General features: G+C 45.8%; 17 protein-coding genes. 8 read left to right on the top strand and 9 right to left on the bottom strand.

All coding sequences use genetic code 11. From position 1 onward, the window contains the following. Nucleotides 1-160 precede the first annotated feature (160 nt). A complete protein-coding gene (locus J6I44_RS01000; protein WP_265764067.1) occupies nucleotides 161-901 on the top strand; it encodes a hypothetical protein in 741 nt (246 codons plus the stop codon). A 22-nt stretch (nucleotides 902-923) separates the two neighbouring features. On the opposite strand, the gene J6I44_RS01005 is transcribed toward J6I44_RS01000, so the two are convergent. Both J6I44_RS01005 and J6I44_RS01010 read right to left on the bottom strand, forming a co-directional pair. After that, complete coding sequence (locus J6I44_RS01005; protein ID WP_265764068.1) at nucleotides 924-1,418, bottom strand: hypothetical protein; 495 nt, start codon at nucleotides 1,416-1,418, stop codon at nucleotides 924-926. Further along, nucleotides 1,402-1,797, bottom strand: coding sequence for a hypothetical protein (locus tag J6I44_RS01010; protein WP_265764069.1), 396 nt, complete (start codon nucleotides 1,795-1,797; stop codon nucleotides 1,402-1,404). The genes J6I44_RS01005 and J6I44_RS01010 overlap by 17 nt, the downstream gene beginning before the upstream one ends. A gap of 190 nt (nucleotides 1,798-1,987) precedes the next feature. Between J6I44_RS01010 and J6I44_RS01015 the strand changes: the two genes are divergently transcribed. Continuing rightward, on the top strand, nucleotides 1,988-4,249 hold the full coding sequence (locus J6I44_RS01015; RefSeq protein ID WP_265764070.1) for a TonB-dependent receptor: 2,262 nt from the start codon (nucleotides 1,988-1,990) through the stop codon (nucleotides 4,247-4,249). Nucleotides 4,250-4,253: 4 nt separating this feature from the next. Here the strand turns inward: J6I44_RS01015 and J6I44_RS01020 are convergent, their stop codons facing one another. The 4 genes from J6I44_RS01020 to bshA all read right to left on the bottom strand — a co-directional run bounded on the left by J6I44_RS01020 (nucleotide 4,254) and on the right by bshA (nucleotide 7,559). Then, complete coding sequence (locus J6I44_RS01020; RefSeq protein ID WP_265764071.1) at nucleotides 4,254-5,156, bottom strand: DMT family transporter; 903 nt, start codon at nucleotides 5,154-5,156, stop codon at nucleotides 4,254-4,256. 62 nt (nucleotides 5,157-5,218) lie between these two features. After that, nucleotides 5,219-6,025: an MBL fold metallo-hydrolase gene (locus J6I44_RS01025; RefSeq protein WP_265764072.1), complete on the bottom strand. Its 807-nt coding sequence runs from the start codon at nucleotides 6,023-6,025 to the stop codon at nucleotides 5,219-5,221. Between the two features lie 36 nt (nucleotides 6,026-6,061). Continuing rightward, nucleotides 6,062-6,409: a VOC family protein gene (locus tag J6I44_RS01030; protein WP_265764073.1), complete on the bottom strand. Its 348-nt coding sequence runs from the start codon at nucleotides 6,407-6,409 to the stop codon at nucleotides 6,062-6,064. A gap of 4 nt (nucleotides 6,410-6,413) precedes the next feature. Continuing rightward, nucleotides 6,414-7,559 carry an N-acetyl-alpha-D-glucosaminyl L-malate synthase BshA gene (bshA, locus tag J6I44_RS01035; protein ID WP_265764074.1) on the bottom strand — a complete coding sequence of 382 codons (1,146 nt, stop codon included), beginning with the start codon at nucleotides 7,557-7,559 and terminating at the stop codon, nucleotides 6,414-6,416. Nucleotides 7,560-7,774: 215 nt separating this feature from the next. Between bshA and J6I44_RS01040 the strand changes: the two genes are divergently transcribed. The 6 genes from J6I44_RS01040 (at nucleotide 7,775) to J6I44_RS01065 (ending at nucleotide 14,355) form a co-directional block, all read left to right on the top strand. Further along, on the top strand, nucleotides 7,775-8,536 hold the full coding sequence (locus J6I44_RS01040) for a YebC/PmpR family DNA-binding transcriptional regulator (RefSeq protein ID WP_265764075.1): 762 nt from the start codon (nucleotides 7,775-7,777) through the stop codon (nucleotides 8,534-8,536). Between the two features lie 62 nt (nucleotides 8,537-8,598). Next, a complete protein-coding gene (locus tag J6I44_RS01045; RefSeq protein ID WP_265764076.1) occupies nucleotides 8,599-9,342 on the top strand; it encodes a tetratricopeptide repeat protein in 744 nt (247 codons plus the stop codon). Next, on the top strand, nucleotides 9,326-11,104 hold the full coding sequence (locus J6I44_RS01050) for a BatD family protein (RefSeq protein ID WP_265764077.1): 1,779 nt from the start codon (nucleotides 9,326-9,328) through the stop codon (nucleotides 11,102-11,104). Before J6I44_RS01045 ends, J6I44_RS01050 begins: the two co-directional genes overlap by 17 nt. A gap of 2 nt (nucleotides 11,105-11,106) precedes the next feature. After that, nucleotides 11,107-11,886 (top strand): hypothetical protein, encoded by a 780-nt coding sequence (locus tag J6I44_RS01055; RefSeq protein WP_265764078.1) that lies wholly within the window; start codon nucleotides 11,107-11,109, stop codon nucleotides 11,884-11,886. Between the two features lie 78 nt (nucleotides 11,887-11,964). Next, on the top strand, nucleotides 11,965-13,335 hold the full coding sequence (locus tag J6I44_RS01060) for a dipeptidase (RefSeq protein WP_265764079.1): 1,371 nt from the start codon (nucleotides 11,965-11,967) through the stop codon (nucleotides 13,333-13,335). Nucleotides 13,336-13,374: 39 nt separating this feature from the next. Continuing rightward, nucleotides 13,375-14,355 (top strand): glycoside hydrolase family 43 protein, encoded by a 981-nt coding sequence (locus J6I44_RS01065; RefSeq protein ID WP_265764080.1) that lies wholly within the window; start codon nucleotides 13,375-13,377, stop codon nucleotides 14,353-14,355. Between the two features lie 75 nt (nucleotides 14,356-14,430). Here J6I44_RS01065 and J6I44_RS01070 read toward each other — a convergent pair whose 3' ends face one another. The 3 genes from J6I44_RS01070 to J6I44_RS01080 all read right to left on the bottom strand — a co-directional run bounded on the left by J6I44_RS01070 (nucleotide 14,431) and on the right by J6I44_RS01080 (nucleotide 20,512). Beyond that, on the bottom strand, nucleotides 14,431-15,534 hold the full coding sequence (locus J6I44_RS01070) for an alkaline phosphatase (RefSeq protein WP_265764081.1): 1,104 nt from the start codon (nucleotides 15,532-15,534) through the stop codon (nucleotides 14,431-14,433). A gap of 109 nt (nucleotides 15,535-15,643) precedes the next feature. Continuing rightward, on the bottom strand, nucleotides 15,644-17,392 hold the full coding sequence (locus J6I44_RS01075) for a RagB/SusD family nutrient uptake outer membrane protein (RefSeq protein WP_265764082.1): 1,749 nt from the start codon (nucleotides 17,390-17,392) through the stop codon (nucleotides 15,644-15,646). Between the two features lie 99 nt (nucleotides 17,393-17,491). Continuing rightward, on the bottom strand, nucleotides 17,492-20,512 hold the full coding sequence (locus tag J6I44_RS01080) for a SusC/RagA family TonB-linked outer membrane protein (RefSeq protein ID WP_265764083.1): 3,021 nt from the start codon (nucleotides 20,510-20,512) through the stop codon (nucleotides 17,492-17,494). Nucleotides 20,513-21,079: the final 567 nt, after the last annotated feature.

Raw genomic sequence — 21,079 nt, forward strand, 5'->3', positions numbered from 1 at the left:
CTGATGGCCTGACAAATAATGAGATAACTCCTTGAAAATATTTTCCTCCATATACATTCGATCAATCTACTTCTACTGCCTGTTGACTTGCCTATTATTACTCTCAGGTTGTAACCCATCCTTTGACCCTCTCCAAGAGAACGATCAGTATTACTTCTCTATGTACGGTTATCTGGATGCCTCCGCCGATACCCAATGGGTCCGCATAATGCCCGTACGCGACTCTCTTTTCTATAATCCAAAAGAAATAGATGCCACCGTCACGCTGCAAGAACTTGAAAGCGGGGAAACCGTAACGCTCAACGACTCCCTTTTTCACTTTTCTAATAATCGGTATGCCCATAACTTCTGGACCACCCACCCCCTGAAACCGTCCGGAACCTATCGCCTTGAGGCAGAACGATCTGACGGCGCTGCAAGCCATGTTTCCGTCGCCCTACCCGCCGATTTTCCTATCCCCATCGCCTATATTTGGGAGCCGGACGATTTCACGCCCGATAGAATAGAAGTTGAAGGTATTGAACAACTCGCAGATGTGCAGGTTATTTATCGAAATCAAGGGCGACATTTCCCCATCAATCATATAGAAGACACGGTGATAGTGCCCGATGGCTCCTATAAAGTTTACATTCGACCGTGGGAAGATATTGAAACGATCAACACTGACCTCGGGGAACAACTTGAAATACCCAACGAGAATCGAGAAATATTCGTAGCTGCCGCAACCGATGATTTTCCGGATTTTGCAACCATTGATGACATCATTTCTACCCTGCCAGAGGGCATATCCAATGTGGAAAGCGGGGTGGGTTATGTGGGAGGTATCCTCAGCAAGACCATTCCATATAAAAGTTGTTTCGACGACAACCTGAATCGTATTCCGTGTTCTCCAACCAACTGAGTCGTTACACTTTTGAGGTTTTTTACCACGGGGCAGGTTCTAATGGACATGGAACCAACACATCATCTTCATCATAACAGCTTTTGTAGGGCACCGTTTTACTTACAATCCCGGCCAGGTATCCGACGCCATTGGTTACATTGGAGACTCCTTCCGGAAGAGCAGTAACATTCTCGTTTATTGCACCAAAATCATGAAAACCCGGGCCTGCAGCGGCTACATAAACTTGCCTTTTATAGACCGGTGGAAACGTACTTAATGCTGTTTCATGTTCCTCGGTATTGATGGAAATTCTAAAGTCGTGAATAGCAGTATTAACAGTGTCCTGGCGATGGCCAATGCCCAAAATCCGTCCCTTACTGGCAGGTAAACTTCTCCCATAATAAACGGCTTGTACATCGGCTAAATCCTCTACTCCATCAACATATACAAAGTCAGGTGCTCTCGAGTTCTCATCTATTTTTACAACGGGTGTGGGAAAATCGGGAGGAAGCGTAACTTCAGCATAGCTTCTCACGATTTTTCGGATCTGTTGTGTGCCGGGCCGTTAACCGATAGGTCTGCTCGGGCTCCAACTTCATTTTCGTCCAAAAATTATAAACATAAACCCCTTGAAGAGGGGAAAACAAGGAATCATTCATTACAACCGACTGTCCGGTAGCTACATTTTCTAAGGTTACCTCTGCATCAAGCGGGCGAGGAGAAAAATAAAGGCTGTCTCGTACCGGCATAACACGAACCCATTGGGTATCGGCAGAGGCATCGAGGTAGCCATAGATAGAAAAATGGTACTGGTCATTTTCCTGTAGTGGTTCGAAGGTGTTACTACAGCCGATAACAACCGAAAAAGCTATAGCAGCAAATAATACGGCACTTTTTAACCCAAGTATTTGCAAATTGTATTTTAATAACCCTTAATCTATTAAAAATAACATTCTCAACTATTTTTAGTTATTGAAATATTTTTTAAAAGACAAATAAATTGATTTATTGCAGTAATTTAATCAAGAAAAGTACAGCTGATAACTCTGATTCCATACCTATTGAATAGAATCCTCAAAACATTTTTTGACCAAGTGTCGGCCAATGCAGGGAATAATTAAAAGCTTACCCATTTTATTATGTTGTGCTTTAACACTGTGGAAAGCAAATCATGCCCGAGCGCAGCAAGCCTCCATCCAGGGTATCATAACCGATGCCGCCAGTGGACAGCCGCTTGAAGCAGCAAATGTCTTCCTAAAAAATCTTGCAGATGAGACCGCCCGGGGGATGGCTACCGACGGAAATGGCTTCTACCAAATCAGCAATATCCGACCTGGTACGTACCTGTTTCGTATTACTTTTGTAGGGCACATACCCTACCAAGATACCCTTACTCTTAAAGCAAACAGTCGCCAAAATATAAATATTGGCCTGCAGACGGATACTGAAGAACTTGATGAAGTGGTTGTATCACTTAAGCAAACCACACAGGTAGAGGCAGGGCGACAGCGACTTTCCGCAAGCGATTTAGGGCGGGTCCCCACGCCGGGCGGGAGCGGAGACCTGGCTGGATATCTTCAGACGCTTCCAGGCGTAGTTTCTACCGGAGACCGTGGGGGACAGCTCTTTATACGGGGCGGCACGCCGGCTCAAAATATGGTACTCATTGACGGTACCTTAATCTATAAACCTTTCCACATACTCGGTTTCTTCTCGGCTTTCCCGGAGGACCTGGTCTCTGGAGCCGACTTTTATGCCGGGGGATTTGGTCCGGAATACACCGGACAAATTTCTTCGGTCATTGACGTTAAGATGAGGGATGGGGACCGAAACCAAACCAAAGGGTCGGCCTCTCTGAGTCCTTTCCTGGGAGAAGTAACGATTGAAGGACCGCTCAAAAAGGGCAAGTCTTCCTGGATCGCCTCCACACGGCGATCCTTAGTTGAGCAAACAAGCTCAACAATATTGGGAGAGAAACAACCCCTTCACTTTGAAAGCCAATACTTAAAAATGAGCTTCTTCGGTGAAGGCAACTCTCGCTGCTCAATGATGGGTATGCGTACTTATGACCGGGGGAGACTCGATCCGGTTGAAGATAATGTCTTTAAATGGCGAAACCTGGTGTTAGGTGGTCGCTGTGTGGTGCTCCCCGAAGGATCGGATCTTCTTTTCGATATGAATGCGGGCATTTCTCATATAACAAATAGTGCCGGCAGCGCCAATAACCCGGAACGCTCTGCCAGGGCTACCCGCTTTAACCTCGATGTGAAGCTCACACAATATTCCGGTTCTATTCGGTTTGACTACGGCGGATTCCTGCACGTCAATTCACTCAACTATGACATGAGTGAGCGGTTTGGCGGACCTCAAACTGATTCTGAGCACCTGCCAAGTTTAGGTACTTTTATACAATCAACCATTCCCATCGGGGATAAAATGCAAATAAAACCCGGTCTCGCTCTCTCCTATCACAGAAATAACTACCCCGTGAGTTTAGAACCCCGTCTTCGGCTTTCCTGGCACCCCTGGGGTAACGACCAGCAATCGTTTCATGCAGCAGTCGGGCGTTATCTACAACCCATTTCAGGAATTACGGATCGGCGAGATGCCGGCTCGGTCTTTACGGCCTGGATGCCCTCTCCCCTGGGCAGCTCCCAGATGGAAGCCATTCATGTATTGGGAGGATGGAATCAATCTTTGGACAATGGCCTTAATATTTCTGTAGAAACGTACTACAAAAAGCTTGACCACCTGCCAGTGTCAGCATGGAGCAGTATCGCCCGATTTACTACCGACTTAGCATTAGCAGATGGGATGTCTTACGGCAGCGATATCCGCTTAGAATATGCCGGTAATTCGTGGAATGCTTTCCTTGGATATGGCTATTCACATACGGAATATGAAACCAGCCAAGGACATTTCGATGAATGGTTTGGATCTTCAACTCAGCAATACCACCCCACTCACGACCGCCGGCACCAGCTTAGCAGCCAACTAAATGTTGATCTCCGCTCGTTTACAGTGGGACTCAGCTGGCAGTTCGGCAGCGGACTCCCTTACACCCGTCCACTGGGTTTTGATGACCTCCTCCGGTTCAAAGAAAAGCTGCCCAATGTCAAGGAGGAATACGGCACACCTCGCGTTATCATGAACAAACCATACAACGGGCGCATGCCACCATTCCATCGCCTTGATATTTCTCTGGAACGCAGCTTCCGGTTTGCTAACAGCCAGCTTACGGTTAAAGGCGGGGCCATGAATACCTACAACCGTACCAATCTATTTTATTACGATGTATATGATCATGAACAGTTTAACCAACTCCCGATTGCCCCCTATCTTTCCTTAAAGTTCGAAACTCATTGATGCTTTAAGAAGTCTTCCCTTTAACTGATCCCAAATAGATGGCTGCTAATACGATAACACCTCCTACATATTCCAATGGGGTTGTCGGGCGGTCAAAAAAGAGGATATCCCACATGAAGGCCAGCGCTGGCTGCATCAAAATCGCAAGTCCGCCTATGGAAGCATCAACATCCGGAAGGCCTTTGGAGATAAGCACCCATCCACAAACCTGTCCCATAATCCCCAACCCTAACAGGGCGCCCCAGGTCTGTACATCTGGAATTATAAAGCTGGTATTGGGTTCTACCCATGCGCTGACGCCCAACAACAAGGCTGCCAAGAGGCTTATCCAACCCATATTGGCAAATATTGAAAAGGATTGCTGGTTGTGCCCCGCTCGGGATCTCCGCAAGATCAATACATAACCGGCATAAGAAATGGCTGTTAGCAGCCCATATAAGACTCCTAATTTAGTGGCTCCGTCGTGCTCCCCCCATCCTGTGCGAACAATCAGAAATAAGCCGAATACCGCTACCGGTATGGCGGTCATTAGTTGCCAGCTGAGCTTCTCTTTGAGAAACCAAACTGCAAAAAGAGCCACAAAAAATACCTGCATATTACCCAGAATCGTTGCCAAACCCGGCCCGACAAATTCAATACTCCGATGCCAGAAAAACAGGTCCAGGCTGAAGAACAGAGCACAGCCAAAAGGCAGCGCCAGATTTTTAATCCCCAGCCATAACTGGTCTCTCCGGATAAGCGAAATGGCTAATAAAATAACGCCACCAAATAAAACCCGATAAAAAGCCGATACGGTAGGACCGACATGGGCAAGCTCTACAAAAACGGAGGTAAAGCTCACCATTGATGAACCTGTGATGATATATAAAAGTGCTCGAGCTGAGGAGGAAAGTGAAGCCTTATTCATGAGGGCGGAAAATAGGCTCTTCCTTCACGACTTGCAAAGCATGTAATGACCATTGTTCTGCTTTATTCCAAGGCAGCAATATATCGCTGTACGGAACGCTCAACAGCGCTTTCTGCATCCTGTAAAATATTACGATTCCAGAAGGCCCCATAAATGCAATCATAAGAATAGCCATCCAAACGATCGGCAATCTGCTGCACTTTCAAGGCACTCAGTGGAATCTGGTTGGGATAGCTGTACATGAAGCTCAGGTGCTTACGATCGGCTACCACCTGCAGGATGTCACCGGATAACAATACCCCTTTACTATCAGCCCCGGAAGGCCAGTGCAAGACCGTTCCGCCTTCAAAATGTCCACCGACCCGAATCAGGGTTAGATCATCCAATAATGGATAGGTATCTCCTTCCCAAAAATGGATGCGTTTATCCGGACGCATCACCCATTCCTGATCAGCGGCATGGAGGTAAATGGGAATATCGCCAAAGGCTTTACTCCATTCAACCATGGTGGTATAGTAATGGGGATGTGAAATGGCAATCGCTTCCAGACCTCCCAGTGCCTTGATGATATCGACGGTGGCTTCATCAAGAAATGTCAGACAATCCCATAACACATTTCCGGCTGCCGTCTGGATCAAAAGAGCTCGCTGTCCTATACCTACTGTGGGAGTGGTTCCGATGCCATATAATCCATCTTCTTTCTTCTGAAAGGTATTTCGATAGCTGCCCTGTAGCTTCTCAAGGGTGGTCCATTGCTGTCCGCTGGCAGGTACGTACTGGCGTTCATCTTCACAGATGGGGCATGATTCAGGCACTTGATTACTTTGCTCAAATTGCGATCCACAAGTAGTACAGACGTAATGTTCCATAGCAATTCGTATCTTTTCACTTTCAAATGACACCCCTTATTCAGACCATACCGCCAATTCATTGCCCGAAGGATCCTGGAAGTGAAACCGTCGTCCGCCCGGGAAGCTAAAAATATCTTTAACGATTGTTCCCTCGCTCTCTTTAATTTGTCTGAAAATGGCTTCCAAATCATCAGTATAGATAACGACTAACGGATTACCACCGGGAGGGATATCAGTCGTGAAGCCACCGCCCAGTTGTCCATCATGAAAGCTGGTATACGTTGGACCATAGTCGGTAAACTGCCAACCCAAAATAGTGTTGTAAAACCTTTTGAGCTCCTCAATATTCGTAGCCCCAAACTCTATATAATCAATTTGGAAGTTGCGGCCTGGAGATTCCATATGACTATATTACCTGTTTATCCAATTCCTGACGGCAGGACTCATAATACTCCTCATACCGGCTGACAATATCACCAAGCTCATACTTTTCAGCTTGGTGACGGGCTTGCTTAGATATCTGCTTATGTTTTTCCGGATTGGAAAGAAGTTCTACCGCATATTTGCCCATCTCTTCTGTATCTCCCAAATCACAGAGGTAGCCCGTTTCTCCATGAATATTTACTTCGGGCAATCCTCCAATATTGGAACTGATAACCGGCACACCACATCCCATGGCCTCGAGGGCAGCCAGACCGAAGGTCTCAGATCCGGAAGGAATTAAAAACAGGTCAGCGATGGAAAGCACTTCCTCTACCTGCTCCTGTTTGCCTAAAAATCGAACCTGCCCGCAAATGCCTAAATCACGGCACCGCTGTTCGGCCCGATTTCGGTCGGGACCGTCGCCGACCAGCAGCAGCTTGGCCTTAACATCATGTTTTAAGATGTAATCAAATACAGATACCACATCCGGCACTCGTTTCACTTCCCGGAAATTAGAAACATGTACAATTATTTTTTCATCTTCCGGGCTAATAGCTTTCCGAAAATGATCTTTGTCGGAACGCTTGAAACGATCCAGGTCGATAAAATTGGGAATCACTTCGATATCTTTTTTTATATCAAATCGCCGGTAGGTCTCGTCTTTCAAATATTCCGACACCGCCGTTACTCCATCACTTTGGTTGATGGAAAAATCGACCACCGACTTATAACTGGGGTCGCTGCCCACCAGTGTAATATCAGTTCCATGAAGCGTCGTGATAATCGGCACATGTGCCGCCTGTTCACCCAAAATTTGTTTGGCAAGATAGGCACTGGTGGCATGAGGTATGGCATAATGTACATGCAACACCTCAATACCTTCGTAATCGATAAGGCTGGCCATTTGATTGGCAAGAGCCAAATCATAAGGAGGATACTCAAACAGGGGGTAAGAATTTAGATTTACCTCGTGATAAGAAATATTTGTTTGAAAGGTATCGAGCCGGGCTGGTTTGGCATAACTCAAAATATGAACATTATGATTTCGCTGGGCTAACCCCTTTGCCAGCTCGGTAGCTACAACTCCACTCCCCCCGAAGGTAGGATAACAAACTATTCCTATATTCATCTTATAATATCTTACTACAGTTTATATTACAACGCCTTAGCAATACGGTTATTACGATATGATGATAGACTAACAAAAAAAATTGACGGTCCATTTCCGGCTTTTGGGCATTAGGTGTAAAGCCAGCAATCTATTATATTATAGCCTTTTGAAGGCTTGTACAAAAGCACTTTATTTTATCAATGTCATACATTTACTAATAAGCATATAATCTTATGGCAGGACATTCCAAATGGTCAAATATAAAGCATAAAAAGGCCAAAGAAGACAAGAAAAGAGCAAAGATATTTAACAAACACCTCCGCGAAATTGCTGTAGCGGCTCGCGAGGGAGGTGGAGATCCGGATATGAATCCCCGGCTCGATACAGCCATTGATAATGCCAAGAGTGATAATGTTCCAAAGGATAATATTGAGCGGGCTGTCAAGAAGGGGACCGGCGAGCTTGACGAGGGTGATGGGCGTTACGAAGATGCCACTTATGAAGGCTATGGACCCGGTGGCATTGCCTACTTTATTGAGGTAACAACCAATAACTACAACCGTACCGTAAGCGAAATCCGCCATATCTTCTCTTCTCACGGAGGCAACCTGGGCACTGACGGATCGGTCGGATATCTCTTTGAACAAAAAGGCATGATTCGTGTAAAGGCGGAAAATCACGACGAAGAAGAATTTATGCTTAATGCCATTGATGCCGGTGCCGAGGAAATTGATACGGAAGGTGATTTCTTTAATGTCACCACGGGTCGGGAGACCATGTACGATGTACGTGACGAGCTCGAGGAAATGGACTATGAAATTGAATCAGCCGAACTCATCCGGATCCCAATGACGGAAGTAAAAGTGGAAGCGGGGGTGGCAGAATCTAATTTTAAGCTGATGGACAAGTTCGAAGACAGCGACGATGTTTCCAATGTATTTACCAATATGAAAATGGATGACGAGACCCTGGCCATCGCCGAACAGATGGATTAATGCCTTACAATTTACCGGCGGCTATTTCGTTATCTTTTCTGAAATCCTAATGGACTAATTTTATGCGATATCTTCTTATCACCACACTGTCTGTCTTTCTGTTGATGGGAGCTTCTATCGAGGATGCCCGTAAAGCAAATGAAGCTTATGAGCACGGTAATTACGAAAAGGCCATATCCCTTTACAAGAAAGCAATCGACGCTGAGCCCAAAAATCCAAAACTCTACTATAACCTGGCCAGTGCCCAAGCTAAAGCCGGGCAGTCTGAACAAGCCATTCGTACGTTTGAGCAGTTCAAAAGCATGTCGGATGATGCGGAGCGCAAAGCCATGAGCGACTATAACATTGGCAACATTCTCTCTAAGGCAAAAAAATGGGACCAAGCTGTTGATTACTATAAAAAATCACTGCGGTATATTGCCAACGATGAAGACGCCAAACACAATTACGAGTTAGCCAAGCAAAAGCAGCAAGAACAGAAGAAAAAACAGCAGAAGAATAAAAATCAACAGAATCAACAGGATAAGAAGAACCAAGACCAGCAGGACCAGAAGCAGCAAAACAAACAGGATCAACAGCAGAAAAAACAAAATCAGGATCAGCAAAAGCAACAACAACAGCAACAAAACCAGCAGCAGAAACAACAAAATCAGCAAGAGCAACAGCAGCAGCGTAAAAGTAAAATAAGCAAGGCTGAAGCCGAAAAGATTTTAAAAGCGCTGGAGCAGAAAGAGAAAAACCTGCTTAAGGAATTCAAGAAACAGAAAATGGAGTCCAGTAAAAGTAAGAATGAAAAGGATTGGTAGTTTTTTCTGTGTCATTTGTTCTGCCTTCTTGTTGGCTGGCTTCCTTCCGCTGCAAGCCATTGGCCAATCGAATGTATCTGTAAAGAGCACGGTCACTCAAACAACGATTTACACCGGGGAACGCATCCAGCTTACCGTTGAGATAAGTGGTGATTTTAATGACGTTTCTCGTCCTGAATTACCCAATTTCCAAGGGTTTCGCCTGCTGAGCAACACGCCTTCAACCTCCCGCAGCTTTCGATATGTCAATGGTCAAAGCAGCACTACCTACAGCTACAGCTACCAGCTCATTGCCCAGCAACAGGGCGACTTCCGGATACCTCCGGTTACCGTCACAATTGATGGAGAGGACTATCAGACAGAGCCCATTGATGTATCCATTGTTGATCGCAATGATGCGGCACAGTCGGGCGGCTCCCAGCGGCCCGATATCTTTCTACAGCTTGAAGTATCGGATGAGCAGCCGATCACCGGACAGCAAATCATCTCTGATGTAGTGCTCTATTTTCAGGATGGGCTGGAGGTCAACTCCTATCAGCCGGTTCCGGGGTGGAAAGCGGAGGGGTTTTGGAAAGAAGAACTGGAAAACACTCAACGCCCGCAGGCTACTTCTACGATTATTGATGGGGTTCGATATCGCAAAGCAAGACTTTTACAATTTGCCCTCTTCCCCACCAAAAGTGGTGAGCTGCAAATTAGTCCCTATGAGATTGTTGTATCAGTGCGATCAACCCGCTCGCGTGGCGATTCATTCAGTAGCTTCTTTGGGGGATTTGGAGGTAACCAACGGCAGGTAGAACTTAAAAGCGATCCCGTAACCCTGAATGTACAATCGCTTCCGGCTGCTGAGGACAGCTACTATTTCGGAGCGGTTGGGAATTACAATATTAGTCGCGATGTAAGCGCTCAGAAAGCTACTGAAGGAGAATCCATTGAAATTAAAACCCGGATTAACGGTACCGGCAACATCCCGCTTATCACCAAGCCCGAGTATGAGCTTCCGGATGGGCTGGAAGTCTATGAGCCGCAGGAAAATTCACAACTTAACAGGCGCAACCATCAGATTAGTGGCAACAAGACGTTTACGGATGTTATCATTGCTCGTAAAGCCGGCCATTATACCATCCCCGAGCAGAAAATTGCCTACTTTGATCCCAGTCAAAACCGTTATGTATCCCAAACACTGCCGGCCCTTAATTTTAAAGTAGCTCGCAACCCGAATACGGTAGCTAACGGACCTTCAGCCGGAACCATGCCAGTGAGCCCGGTAACAGGCCTGGCGGCATGGACTACTCCCGCTCCCACAGACTTACTATCGCATTGGTGGTTCTGGATAGGCTTGCTCTTGCCCATTGGACTTCTGGTGGTGGCATACTGGCAAAAAAGATATACGGATCGTATGTCTAATGATCGCGCTTTTGCACGCTCACAAAAAGCAGCAGATACTTCCAATGATCGACTGAAGCGTGCCGTTGAGCTTTCGGAGAAGGGGAAAGTAAAAGAGGCGTACAATATGTTGCAAAAGGCTATCACCGGCTTCATTGGAGACCGCCTCAACCTTTCGGAAGCCGGGCTATCAAATAAGGATTATATTCAAGCACTGGAGCAGCAGAATATTGATGCGGAGCTCATCAAAAATATCCGTATGCTGTTGGATAAATGCGATTCCATCAGCTATGCTCCTACCACCACACCAGAATATTTGAAATCGCATGTGGGATTAGCGCAAAGCACGCTCGAGAAATTGAAAAAAGTACTGTAGCAGTGAAAAACATTAAGCGACTATTCTTTTGGATCATACTGTGTGTCCTCATATTACCCACCCACGGCTTGGGCCAACAAAGTCCACAAGCAACCTTCGACCAAGCCAATGAACTGCTCAACTCCGGAGAGTATGAACGGGCTATCACACACTATCAGCAACTTGAAAAGCAAAAACAATGGTCCGGGGCCCTTTTCCTTAATTTGGGTATCAGTTACCAACGACTCGATTCGCTTGGCAAAGCAAAATATTATTACCTGAAAGCATCTGACTTTGAAGAAACCGCCTCCAAAGCTCAACAGGCTCTTTCGTACGTCAACAGTCAGTTCAGCCATCAATCTGCCGTATTGCCCAAACTGCCCTGGGATGTGGCAACCACCTGGCTGCAAAAAAATATTGGCGCTTCAACCCTGTTAGCGGCGGCAATCATTGTGCTGAATATCGGCATTTTACTATTTATAGCCCGCTGGTTTATCCCATGGATTCCATCTTATTTTCGGATGGGAAGCTTCGTCGTCATTGGGATTTCATTACTGATTATGGCTACCGCTTTTTACACCCAATATATAAGTGATCGTTATCGGGAAGCCGTTATGGTTACCGAAGAAGCCTCCATTGTAGAAAATCCACAGGCAGAGACTTCGCTTGTGAGTCAGGCATTTGAAGGCTATACCTTTACCGTGGATCACAGGCGCAGCGGTCGGCACCCGAACTGGAGTTACGTACGGATGAGTAACGGGCTGTACGGATGGATTCCAACAGAAAATATCCTCATACTCTAACTTTTGCGTATTCCGTAGTGCGTATTGATATCCTCAAACGGAATACGAAATAAGCAACATCAATCTAATATTACCATTATGTCTACTGTATCCAATTATATTGATGCCAACAAGGAGCAGTTCAAAGAAGAACTATTCGAACTGCTTCGCATCCCCAGCATCAGCACCAGTTCCGAGCATAAAGGAGATATCAAAGAAGCGGCCCAGTTCTGGATTAACAAACTGAAGGAACTGGATCTGGACCGGGTTGAACTTTTTGAAACCGAAGGTAACCCCATTGTATATGGAGAGCTTGTCACTGACGAAAGCAAGCCCACCGTTTTGGTCTATGGGCACTACGATGTACAGCCGCCAGACCCGCTGGATCTCTGGGAGACTGAACCCTTTGAACCTACCGTACGCGACGGCGATATTTACGCCCGGGGAGCCAGTGATGATAAAGGACAATCGTACACGCACCTAAAGGCGGTGGAATCGTACCTGAAATCCGGTGAAGATTTTCCCGTCAATATAAAGTTTATCCTGGAGGGGGAAGAAGAGATCGGCTCCCCCAATCTGGTGCCTTTTATTAACGAGCATAAAGAGCTACTCGACTGCGATATGGTGCTTATCTCTGATACGGCCATGTTTGCTGAAGATACGCCCTCTATCACTTACGGTCTTCGCGGACTCGCATATATGGAAGTAGAAGTGGTTGGCCCTAACCGGGATCTCCATTCAGGAGTCTATGGGGGTGCCGTTGAAAATCCCGCTAATGCCCTTGCCGAAATTATTGCCAAGCTAAAAGATGAAGACGGTGTGATTCAGATCCCCGGGTTTTATGAGGATGTCAAACCCTTAAGTAAAGAAGACCGGGAAGCATATGAAAAGCTGCCGTTTGATGAAGAAAAGTATAAAAAAGATTTAGGGCTCCAAACGGTGAGCGGAGAAAAAGGATACAGTACGCTGGAACGTGCTTCGGCCCGTCCGACTCTGGACGTCAACGGCCTGTGGAGCGGCTACCAGGGAGAAGGTGCCAAAACCGTGCTCCCATCCAAAGCAAATGCCAAAATAAGCATGCGGCTGGTGCCCGACCAAGATCCCAAAACCATTGCTAGGCAGTTTAAGGAATATGTGGAATCCCTGGCCCCGGAGTCTGTGTCGGTGACAGTGACTGAACATCACGGCGGGCATCCGGCCATCACGGACCTCTCATTCTATGGTCTGCAAGCAGCAGCCCAGGCCTTTGAGAATGTCTATGATAAAGAGCCCTTTTTTGCACGCGAAGGCGGTTCTATTCCTATTGTCGCAGACTTCCAAAAAATCCTGGGAGCTCAGTCGATCCTGATGGGTTTTGGCCTGAACAGCGATGCCATTCATTCTCCCAATGAGAAGTTTGCCCTAAAGGACTTTTACCGCGGTATCCATACCTCGGCTAAATTCTTTGAGCTTCTGCCTGATTACAGCTAAGTCCGTCCAATTCAACAAACAACCAAGCGAAAAGCCATTATGAAAAATATTTGCCTTCTTCTGATAATACTCCTGAGTTCAGGATCTTTATTTGCCCAGCAACAAGACCCTGAACGAGCCGGAAACCCGGTATTTGAGGGATGGTATGCCGATCCAGAAGGGATAGTATTTGGCGATGAGTACTGGATCTTTCCCACTTTTTCGGCACCTTACGCCGAACAGGTACATATGGATGCCTTCTCCTCCCCAAACCTTGTTGACTGGACTAAGCACGATCAGATTATTGATACAGCAGCTGTAGCCTGGGCCGACAGTGCCATGTGGGCGCCATCCATCATCCAGAATAATGACAAATATTTTCTCTTTTTTGCCGCAAATGATATCCAAAATAATGAGCAATACGGTGGAATTGGTATCGGTGTTTCTGACAAACCGGGCGGTCCCTACAAAGATTATTTAGGCAAACCGTTGCTGGATAAATTCCATAATGGAGCGCAGCCTATCGACCAGTTTGTCTTCCAGGATAAAGATGGCCAGTTTTACATGATTTATGGTGGCTGGGGCCATTGCAACATCGTTAAACTCAAGGATGATTTTACCGGCTTTGAACCTTATGAGGATGGTACCATTTTCAAAGAGATTACCCCCGAAGGTTATGTGGAAGGTTCCTTTATGTTTACCAGAGATGGCCAATACTATTTTATGTGGTCGGAAGGGGGCTGGGGCGGCCCCAATTACCAGGTGGCCTATGCCATCGCAGATTCTCCATTCGGACCTTTCGAACGGATTGGCGTGGTCTTAAAACAGGATCCTTCAGTAGCCACCGGTGCCGGACATCATTCGCTGATTAAAGTCCCGGAGGAAGACGAGTGGTACATCGTGTATCACCGGCGACCGCTGGGCGAAACTGATCCCAATCACCGGGTGACTTCCATTGACAAGCTGGAGTTTGATGAAAATGGATACATCAAGCCGGTGACCATCACCTTCGAGGGCGTTGAGAAGCGAAGCTTGAAATAAACAGATGCGGTCGACTTAGCGAGTGGGCTGCACTTTCACAAAAACGAGGCCTCAAACTCCCAACGGATATCAGCTTCAATCAGGAAGCTTGCAGACCTCCATTAGTTTATGGTAAATCTGGTTATTTGCATAAACCCCTGAAAATAGCTCCTCTTTGTAGCCTTTGGCAAAGACTGGTACCATCGACGCCGTATGTTGATCCGTATTAAATTGGATCCCAAGGGTATCGGGGACTTCAATACGATTTCCCACCTCATCTTCTTCGTAATATTTACCGATGGCCACGCCTCCGGTCTCATGATCCGCGGTCACCACCAGCAATGTGTTATCATCTGTTTTCGTTTTATCCATGACTGTTCCGATTGTGTGATCAAAATCCACAGACTCCTGAATCATCATTTCAGCATCTTCGGCATGTCCTCCCCAGTCGATGTACGAGCCTTCAACCATCAGAAAATAGGGCTTGTCGCTTTTCTTAAAATATTCGATGGCTGAAGAAGCAGCTCTTTGCAGGAAATCCACCCTGCCCTGCACTTTTGATGGGAGGGAGCCCTCAGCTATCAAAGATCCGTATTTCTTACTGCCATCCAGTTTTGAAGGAAGAGCCAGGGAATCCATCTCATACCCCTTTTCCCCCAGCTCATGGAACAGGTTTCGATTATCTTTACGCTCAAGAAAATACTTCCAACCCCCGCCTGCGAAGAAATCAAGATCCGCATCTACAAGTTGCGAAGCGATCTCTTCATGCATATCTCGGTCGGTCACATGGGCATAAAAGCTGGCAGGTGTAGCGTGAGTAATAGAGGTAAGGCTGATCAGTCCGGTTTGATAACCCTGGTCATGAAGCTCTTCCAGAATCGTTTTCAGATGTGTGCTATCCGACGCTACACCTATTGCTCTTTTATATGTTTTTTCGCCGGTGGACATAGCCGTAGCTCCGGAAGCTGAATCGGTTACCTTATGACTGGTACTGGATGTTTCCATCAGTCCAACGGTCTTAAAGTTGTAGTAGTTTGACTTTTGGGGATTCCAATAGTTGGCAGCTGTAACCTGTGCTACCCCCATTCCATCCCCAACCATGAGTATAATATTGGGTTTCTCGTTTGTGGATTTTTCGTGCTCACAGCCAACTGCGAGAAGCAAAAATGTGGATAAGAATATTAGTACAAACTTAGGCATATAAAAGTAACGTTCTTTTAAATATTTAAATTTTTAGATCGAAAAAAAAGGCTGCCCCTAAAGGTTTAAGCCTTTGAAACAGCCTCTGAACAGGGTTTAGAAACCTTAATTAATAGCCGGTATTTTGTTCAAGGTAGCCTTCTTCAAGAGATGCCCCATCGATAGCACTTTGTGGAATGGGGAACAACCTTTTCTCGACGTCACTGGCTGTTTTTTCGGTCCAGGAATCCTCATATTTGCCAAAACGGATTTGATTGGTTCTTCTGAGTCCTTCCCAATAAAGTTCAAATCCTAACTCCCGGTATAAGATGTCAAGATCGATGGATGATAAAGCAGGTGGCGTTTGGTCAGGCCGGGCATTCCTCGCAGCTCTGAGCGCATTCACATCCTCCAAAGCGCCAGCGGCATCTCCATTTCTAAGTTTTGCTTCGGCCCGCATCAGGTACACTTCGCCTAGGCGGAGCAGGACAATATCCACACTACTGTAGTTGTTGCAATCATCAGAAGTGCGGCTGCATTGATATTTGGAGAAACGGTAGCCTGTGTTATGTAATCGTCCTTCGTTGGTAAAATCAACGTTCAATGTATGATCAACATATTCCGTTTCTCCCTCCCCTCTTGTTCTTGTATTTATGACTGGATAAATCCGAACCCTTCCATCGTCACAGGTAAGAATATTGCCATCGTCTCCTTTTCGAGGCCCCCAAATGATTCCCCGAAGAATACCTTTGTCCACCTCAAACTCAGTGGCTTCGATGCAAAAGTAGTGATCTTGGTCATTAGCAGGAGATACTCCGCTCAGGTCCTGCAAATCAGCGGGTACGGGGGTCTCAACCTTGTAGAACCGGGCATCTGCTTCTGCGGGATCTTCATTACCATACGCATCTTCCCAATTTTGGTAAAAATCCGGAGTCGCTGCCGGACCATCAGTCCCATCCGCTCCCGGAAATTCAGGCCTTGGGTACAAGTCCCCTGAAAGCGACCAATACGCCCAGCGGTTATGCTCGTTGTTCAAGACTCCTCGCTGATCAATGGCAAATATCAACTCAGGGTTACTGCTGTTTGTGTCATTGAAAAGATCAAAATATTCGGAAGAAAGAGCATAATTGCCAGAATTTATAATGTTGTCCGTGTATTCGATCACCTTATCCATATCTTCGGTTGTAAAATCTGGTGTACCATAAGGATCCCGATACACCGCCGCATTCAGGTGTAGCCGTGCCAACAATCCCCAGACCGCTCCCTGCGTTAACCGGCCCGGACCTTTATCTGTGTTGATGACATCGACCACCGATTCCAGCTCGCTCTGTATATAGTCAATGGCCTCTTGCCCCCTCAGGATACGTGAAGTCTCATCCGTTGACTCTTTTTCAAAGGCAAGTCCCCAACTGTCCAACATTAACATGTTTAAATAAGCCCGCAAGGCAATCATTTCATGTAATGCGCCTGTGGCTTCCGTATCTCCAGCCTCTGAAAGTGGTCTTAATACTTCAATGGCTGCCACCGTTCTTGAAATATTTTTCGTGACCTCATTCCATGAGCTTGTTATCAGGTCATTGCTGGGCGTCATTAAATGCTGGTGGACCGCAATGAACTTACCCCCATCATACCAGTCGGTTCCTCCCCGATAAGGAAGAATAGCTTCATCTGAAGCGAGCTGCTGAAGCCCAAAATAGTTAGTATGTCTCCATGTCCAGGCAAGCTGTCCGTAAGCAGGAGCAATAGCTCCACTCACGGTTTCAGCTTCTCCCGCTCCGGTCAGTGATTCGTCAATGACCTGTTCATCCAGGACGTCACATCCCGAGATAGTTACGATAAGCACACCTATGATCAATGTGATTAAAGATCGATTTTTCATTTTGAATATGGTTTAATGTTTAGAAAAAATATTTTTTTGTCTTGATGTCGGGTTATTTCATTGGGAGTCAAAACCCCCTGCGAACAACCTCTCGGCATTTTAGAATGAAAGATTTACCCCTAATTGAAAGGTTCTGGCCGAAGGATAGGTGAAATGGTCGATACCAAAGGTCTGTATACCACTCATTGTTGTACCGGTATTTACCTCAGGATCGTAGCCTGAATAATTGGTGAGCACGAACAGATTTTGCCCCGTTAACGTCAGCTGTAAGTTCCTGATCACGCCTTCAAGACCAATCAGTTCCGGTCTCATCTGGTAAGATAAAGTGGCATTATTCAGCCTTATATAATCTCCATCCTCAAGGTATCGAGTGGATACCGTGTTTGAGTTGGTGGCGGCTTCATCAGGATATTCGGTGGCAAAGTCTGTGGTATTAAAGCTTGATGCCAGATTCCCCTTGTTGAAGATGGACATTGCTGTGTGATTATAAATCTTGTGTCCCGAAGCCCCGTTAAAGTTCAGGCCCAGCCCCAGGTTTTTATAATTCATGTTGAATTGAACTCCGTAAATCAGGTTTGGAAGCGCGCTACCTACAACAGTGCGGTCATCTTCCAGCACCTCTCCATCGTTGTTGGTATCCACAAACTGGTTCAGTCCATCTTCGCCAATTCCATCAAACTCCAGCATATAGAACGATCCGATAGGCTCTTCATTGATGTAACCATTGATCGTAGCCCCGGTTTGTCCCGCTCCCTGGGCTGCACCTGTGGTCAATACCGAATACGGTGAATTTACAACCTCATTATTTATAGTAGAAACATTACCGCCGATGCTGTACTGAAAATCCTTTGAAGCTGCACTCCTGTACTCAAGGGTCAGTTCAACACCTGAGTTACGAATCTCCATGTCGGAAATATTGGTCCAATAGGTTGACGTAGGCTGGACAGGATCAGCCGGGACTACTTCCAACAAAATGTTGTCAGACACCTTGTTATAGTAGTCCAATGTACCTGACAGGCGGTTATTGAAGAGCTCAAAGTCAACACCTACATCGGTCTGAGTGGAAACCTCCCACTGGAGGTCTGGATTAGCCAGCCGTGTAAATATGGTCCCATAGGGATATCCATCCAGATTGCTGGCATCAGGACTTAAAGGATAGGTATTATTACCGTCTCGGCTCTCGCTGTAGCTTAGCTTTGTAATCTTACTCGGGATTTCCTGGTTCCCAGTCTGTCCCCAGCTGGCCCGTAACTTGAGATTATCAATAAAAGAACTGTTGAAGAAGTTTTCCTCGGTTATGTTCCATCCCAGGGCAAAAGACGGGAAGTAGCCATACTTGTTGTTTTCTCCAAACTTGGAAGAACCATCTGCCCGCATCGTAGCAGTAAGCATGTATTTACTATCATAGCTATAATCTATCCTCCCAAAGAACGACTGTAGTTTATTTTTCTCCGCAGAGGAGTTTATAGAGGTTGGCGTAATTTCAGTACTTGTTTGATCCTGGTACCGAGGCTCAATGCCGTTGTCACTGAAACCCTCCATCGATAACGCTCTTGACTCGTTGTAGAAGTGTTGGTAAGAATGTCCTGCGAGAAGAGTAGCAGAGTGAACATCCGTATCTATACTGTATGTAAGAGTATTTTCTACAAGAGTATTGGTATTTTTAGTATTGAAAGTAGATAAAGTACCATTTTCATAACCTTCCAGCTGTGCATAGGGAGAGGTTTGTACATCTCTGTCGGTTACTGAGTAATCTATCCCGAGGTTAAGCTTATAGAGAAGCCCATCGAAGATTTCCAATGTAGGCGCAATATTTGCAAGGATGCGATTATTTGCGGCCTCATCTAAATATATATCGTATCGCTGAACCGGGTTTAGCATTTCATCCAACTGGGTGGGAGAACCGTCGGTATAAACAGGTATCGTTGGATTGAGCTGCAGCATATCCACAACCATCGCTCCGTTGTTTGGCCTTAGGTTTTCAGTATGTACAGCATTGATGTGGTAGTCTACATCCAACCGGCCGTTTAGCGCAGACTGATTCATATTTAACCTTCCGGAATAGCGTTCAAGGTTATTTTCTTTTAAAATACCTTCTTGTTCTTGTACACCAAGTGATGCGAAATAGTTAAACTTATCGGTAGCAGCACCACTCAAAGAGAAATTGATGTCATGCGACTGAGCCGTCTGCGTCAGCTCATCCTGCCAATCAGTGCTTCCTCCAAAATCATCCAATGTACCACCTACTTCAGAGACTCGGTTTCGAAATTCCTCGGCGCCAAATACATCAATTTTATTGGCCATGGTGGATAAGGAAGTAGAAGTGGAAAGGCTCATTCGAGTATTGCCTTCTTGGCCTTTCTTAGTCGTGATTACCACCACGCCATTAGAAGCTCTTGCACCATAAAGAGCGGTAGCTGACGCATCCTTTAGCACTTCCATACTTTGGATATCATTAGGATTGATGAAATTTAGTGGATTGTTGGCAACTCCTATAGATGAATTGTCTAACACAAAACCATCGATTACATAAAGCGGTGTGGTACCCGATCGCAAACTACCGACTCCCCGGATAATAACGTCTTGTGAAGCCCCCGGTTCACCACTGGCACTGGTAACATTTACACCGGCTGTCACACCTTGCAGCATCTCTCCGGGATTTGCAACGACCCCGGCATTAAAATCTTCGGCTTCTACTGAGGATATAGCCCCCGTTATATCTGATTTTCTCTGCTCTCCGTAAGCGACAACCACGAGCTCTTCGCCCGAAATGGCCTGTGGCTGTAAAACCACATCTATCTGGGTTCGTTCCTGTATGGGTACCTCCCGCGTTTGGTATCCGATAAAAGAAAACACCAGAGTGTCCGAAAGGGATGGAACATTCAGTTCATAACGTCCTTTTATACCACTGGAGGTACCTGTTGTAGTTCCTTTCAGAGATATATTCACTCCGGGCAGCGGATTTCCTGTTTCAGCATCAACAACGGTTCCGGTGATGGTTCCGTCAACTGCCTGAACAGCATTCTCCATTGTAGATCCCGAAGCAGGGTTGGCCGACACAAACTGAAAAGCAACGGCCTGAATTATAAATACATATAGAAGTTGTTTGAATAATAGCATCAAAAATTTTCGTAACCTTAAATACATTATGAAATTTTAAGTGGTTAATAATTTGAGTTTACCCATTTCTGTTACAGAGACCCTTCTAAAAACTATCGTATCTTGTCACTCCGGACCCTGAATAGGCCGGGAGAGGTTTTTTTAGAGTCTGATTTACCTTGGCAACCTTTCTAAAGGAGAATATGACAAGCCCGGTTTTATAAAGGCCTCTTACAGTAAAGAATAGATTCTTTTTTAGTAGCACCGTTGAGTATTTATCTGCTCCTAAAAATTAGGAAGCCCTAACATATATAACCTCAAAGACGGAAGTGTTAAGGAACTTTTAAGACTTTGTGATGGTATTATTTTCGACTAATAAACAGATCAGCTTTTATGATGCCTTAAGCTTTTTCTTTAGAATCAAAGGGTTAGTTATAGATGACTTTTTATAGAAAGGGAGTTCTTGAGTATAGTCTTTTTGGGATGCAGGATTTGAGGATCTGCTGCTTGTCTGGGTGTAGCCATTTGACTGGGATATAGAACTGCTCGGCAATGGCTTCAATGAGCTCCACATTATCTTTCAGATGG

The sequence above is a fragment of the Fodinibius salsisoli genome (assembly GCF_026229185.1).
Taxonomy (GTDB): Bacteria; Bacteroidota; Rhodothermia; order Balneolales; family Balneolaceae; genus Fodinibius; species Fodinibius salsisoli.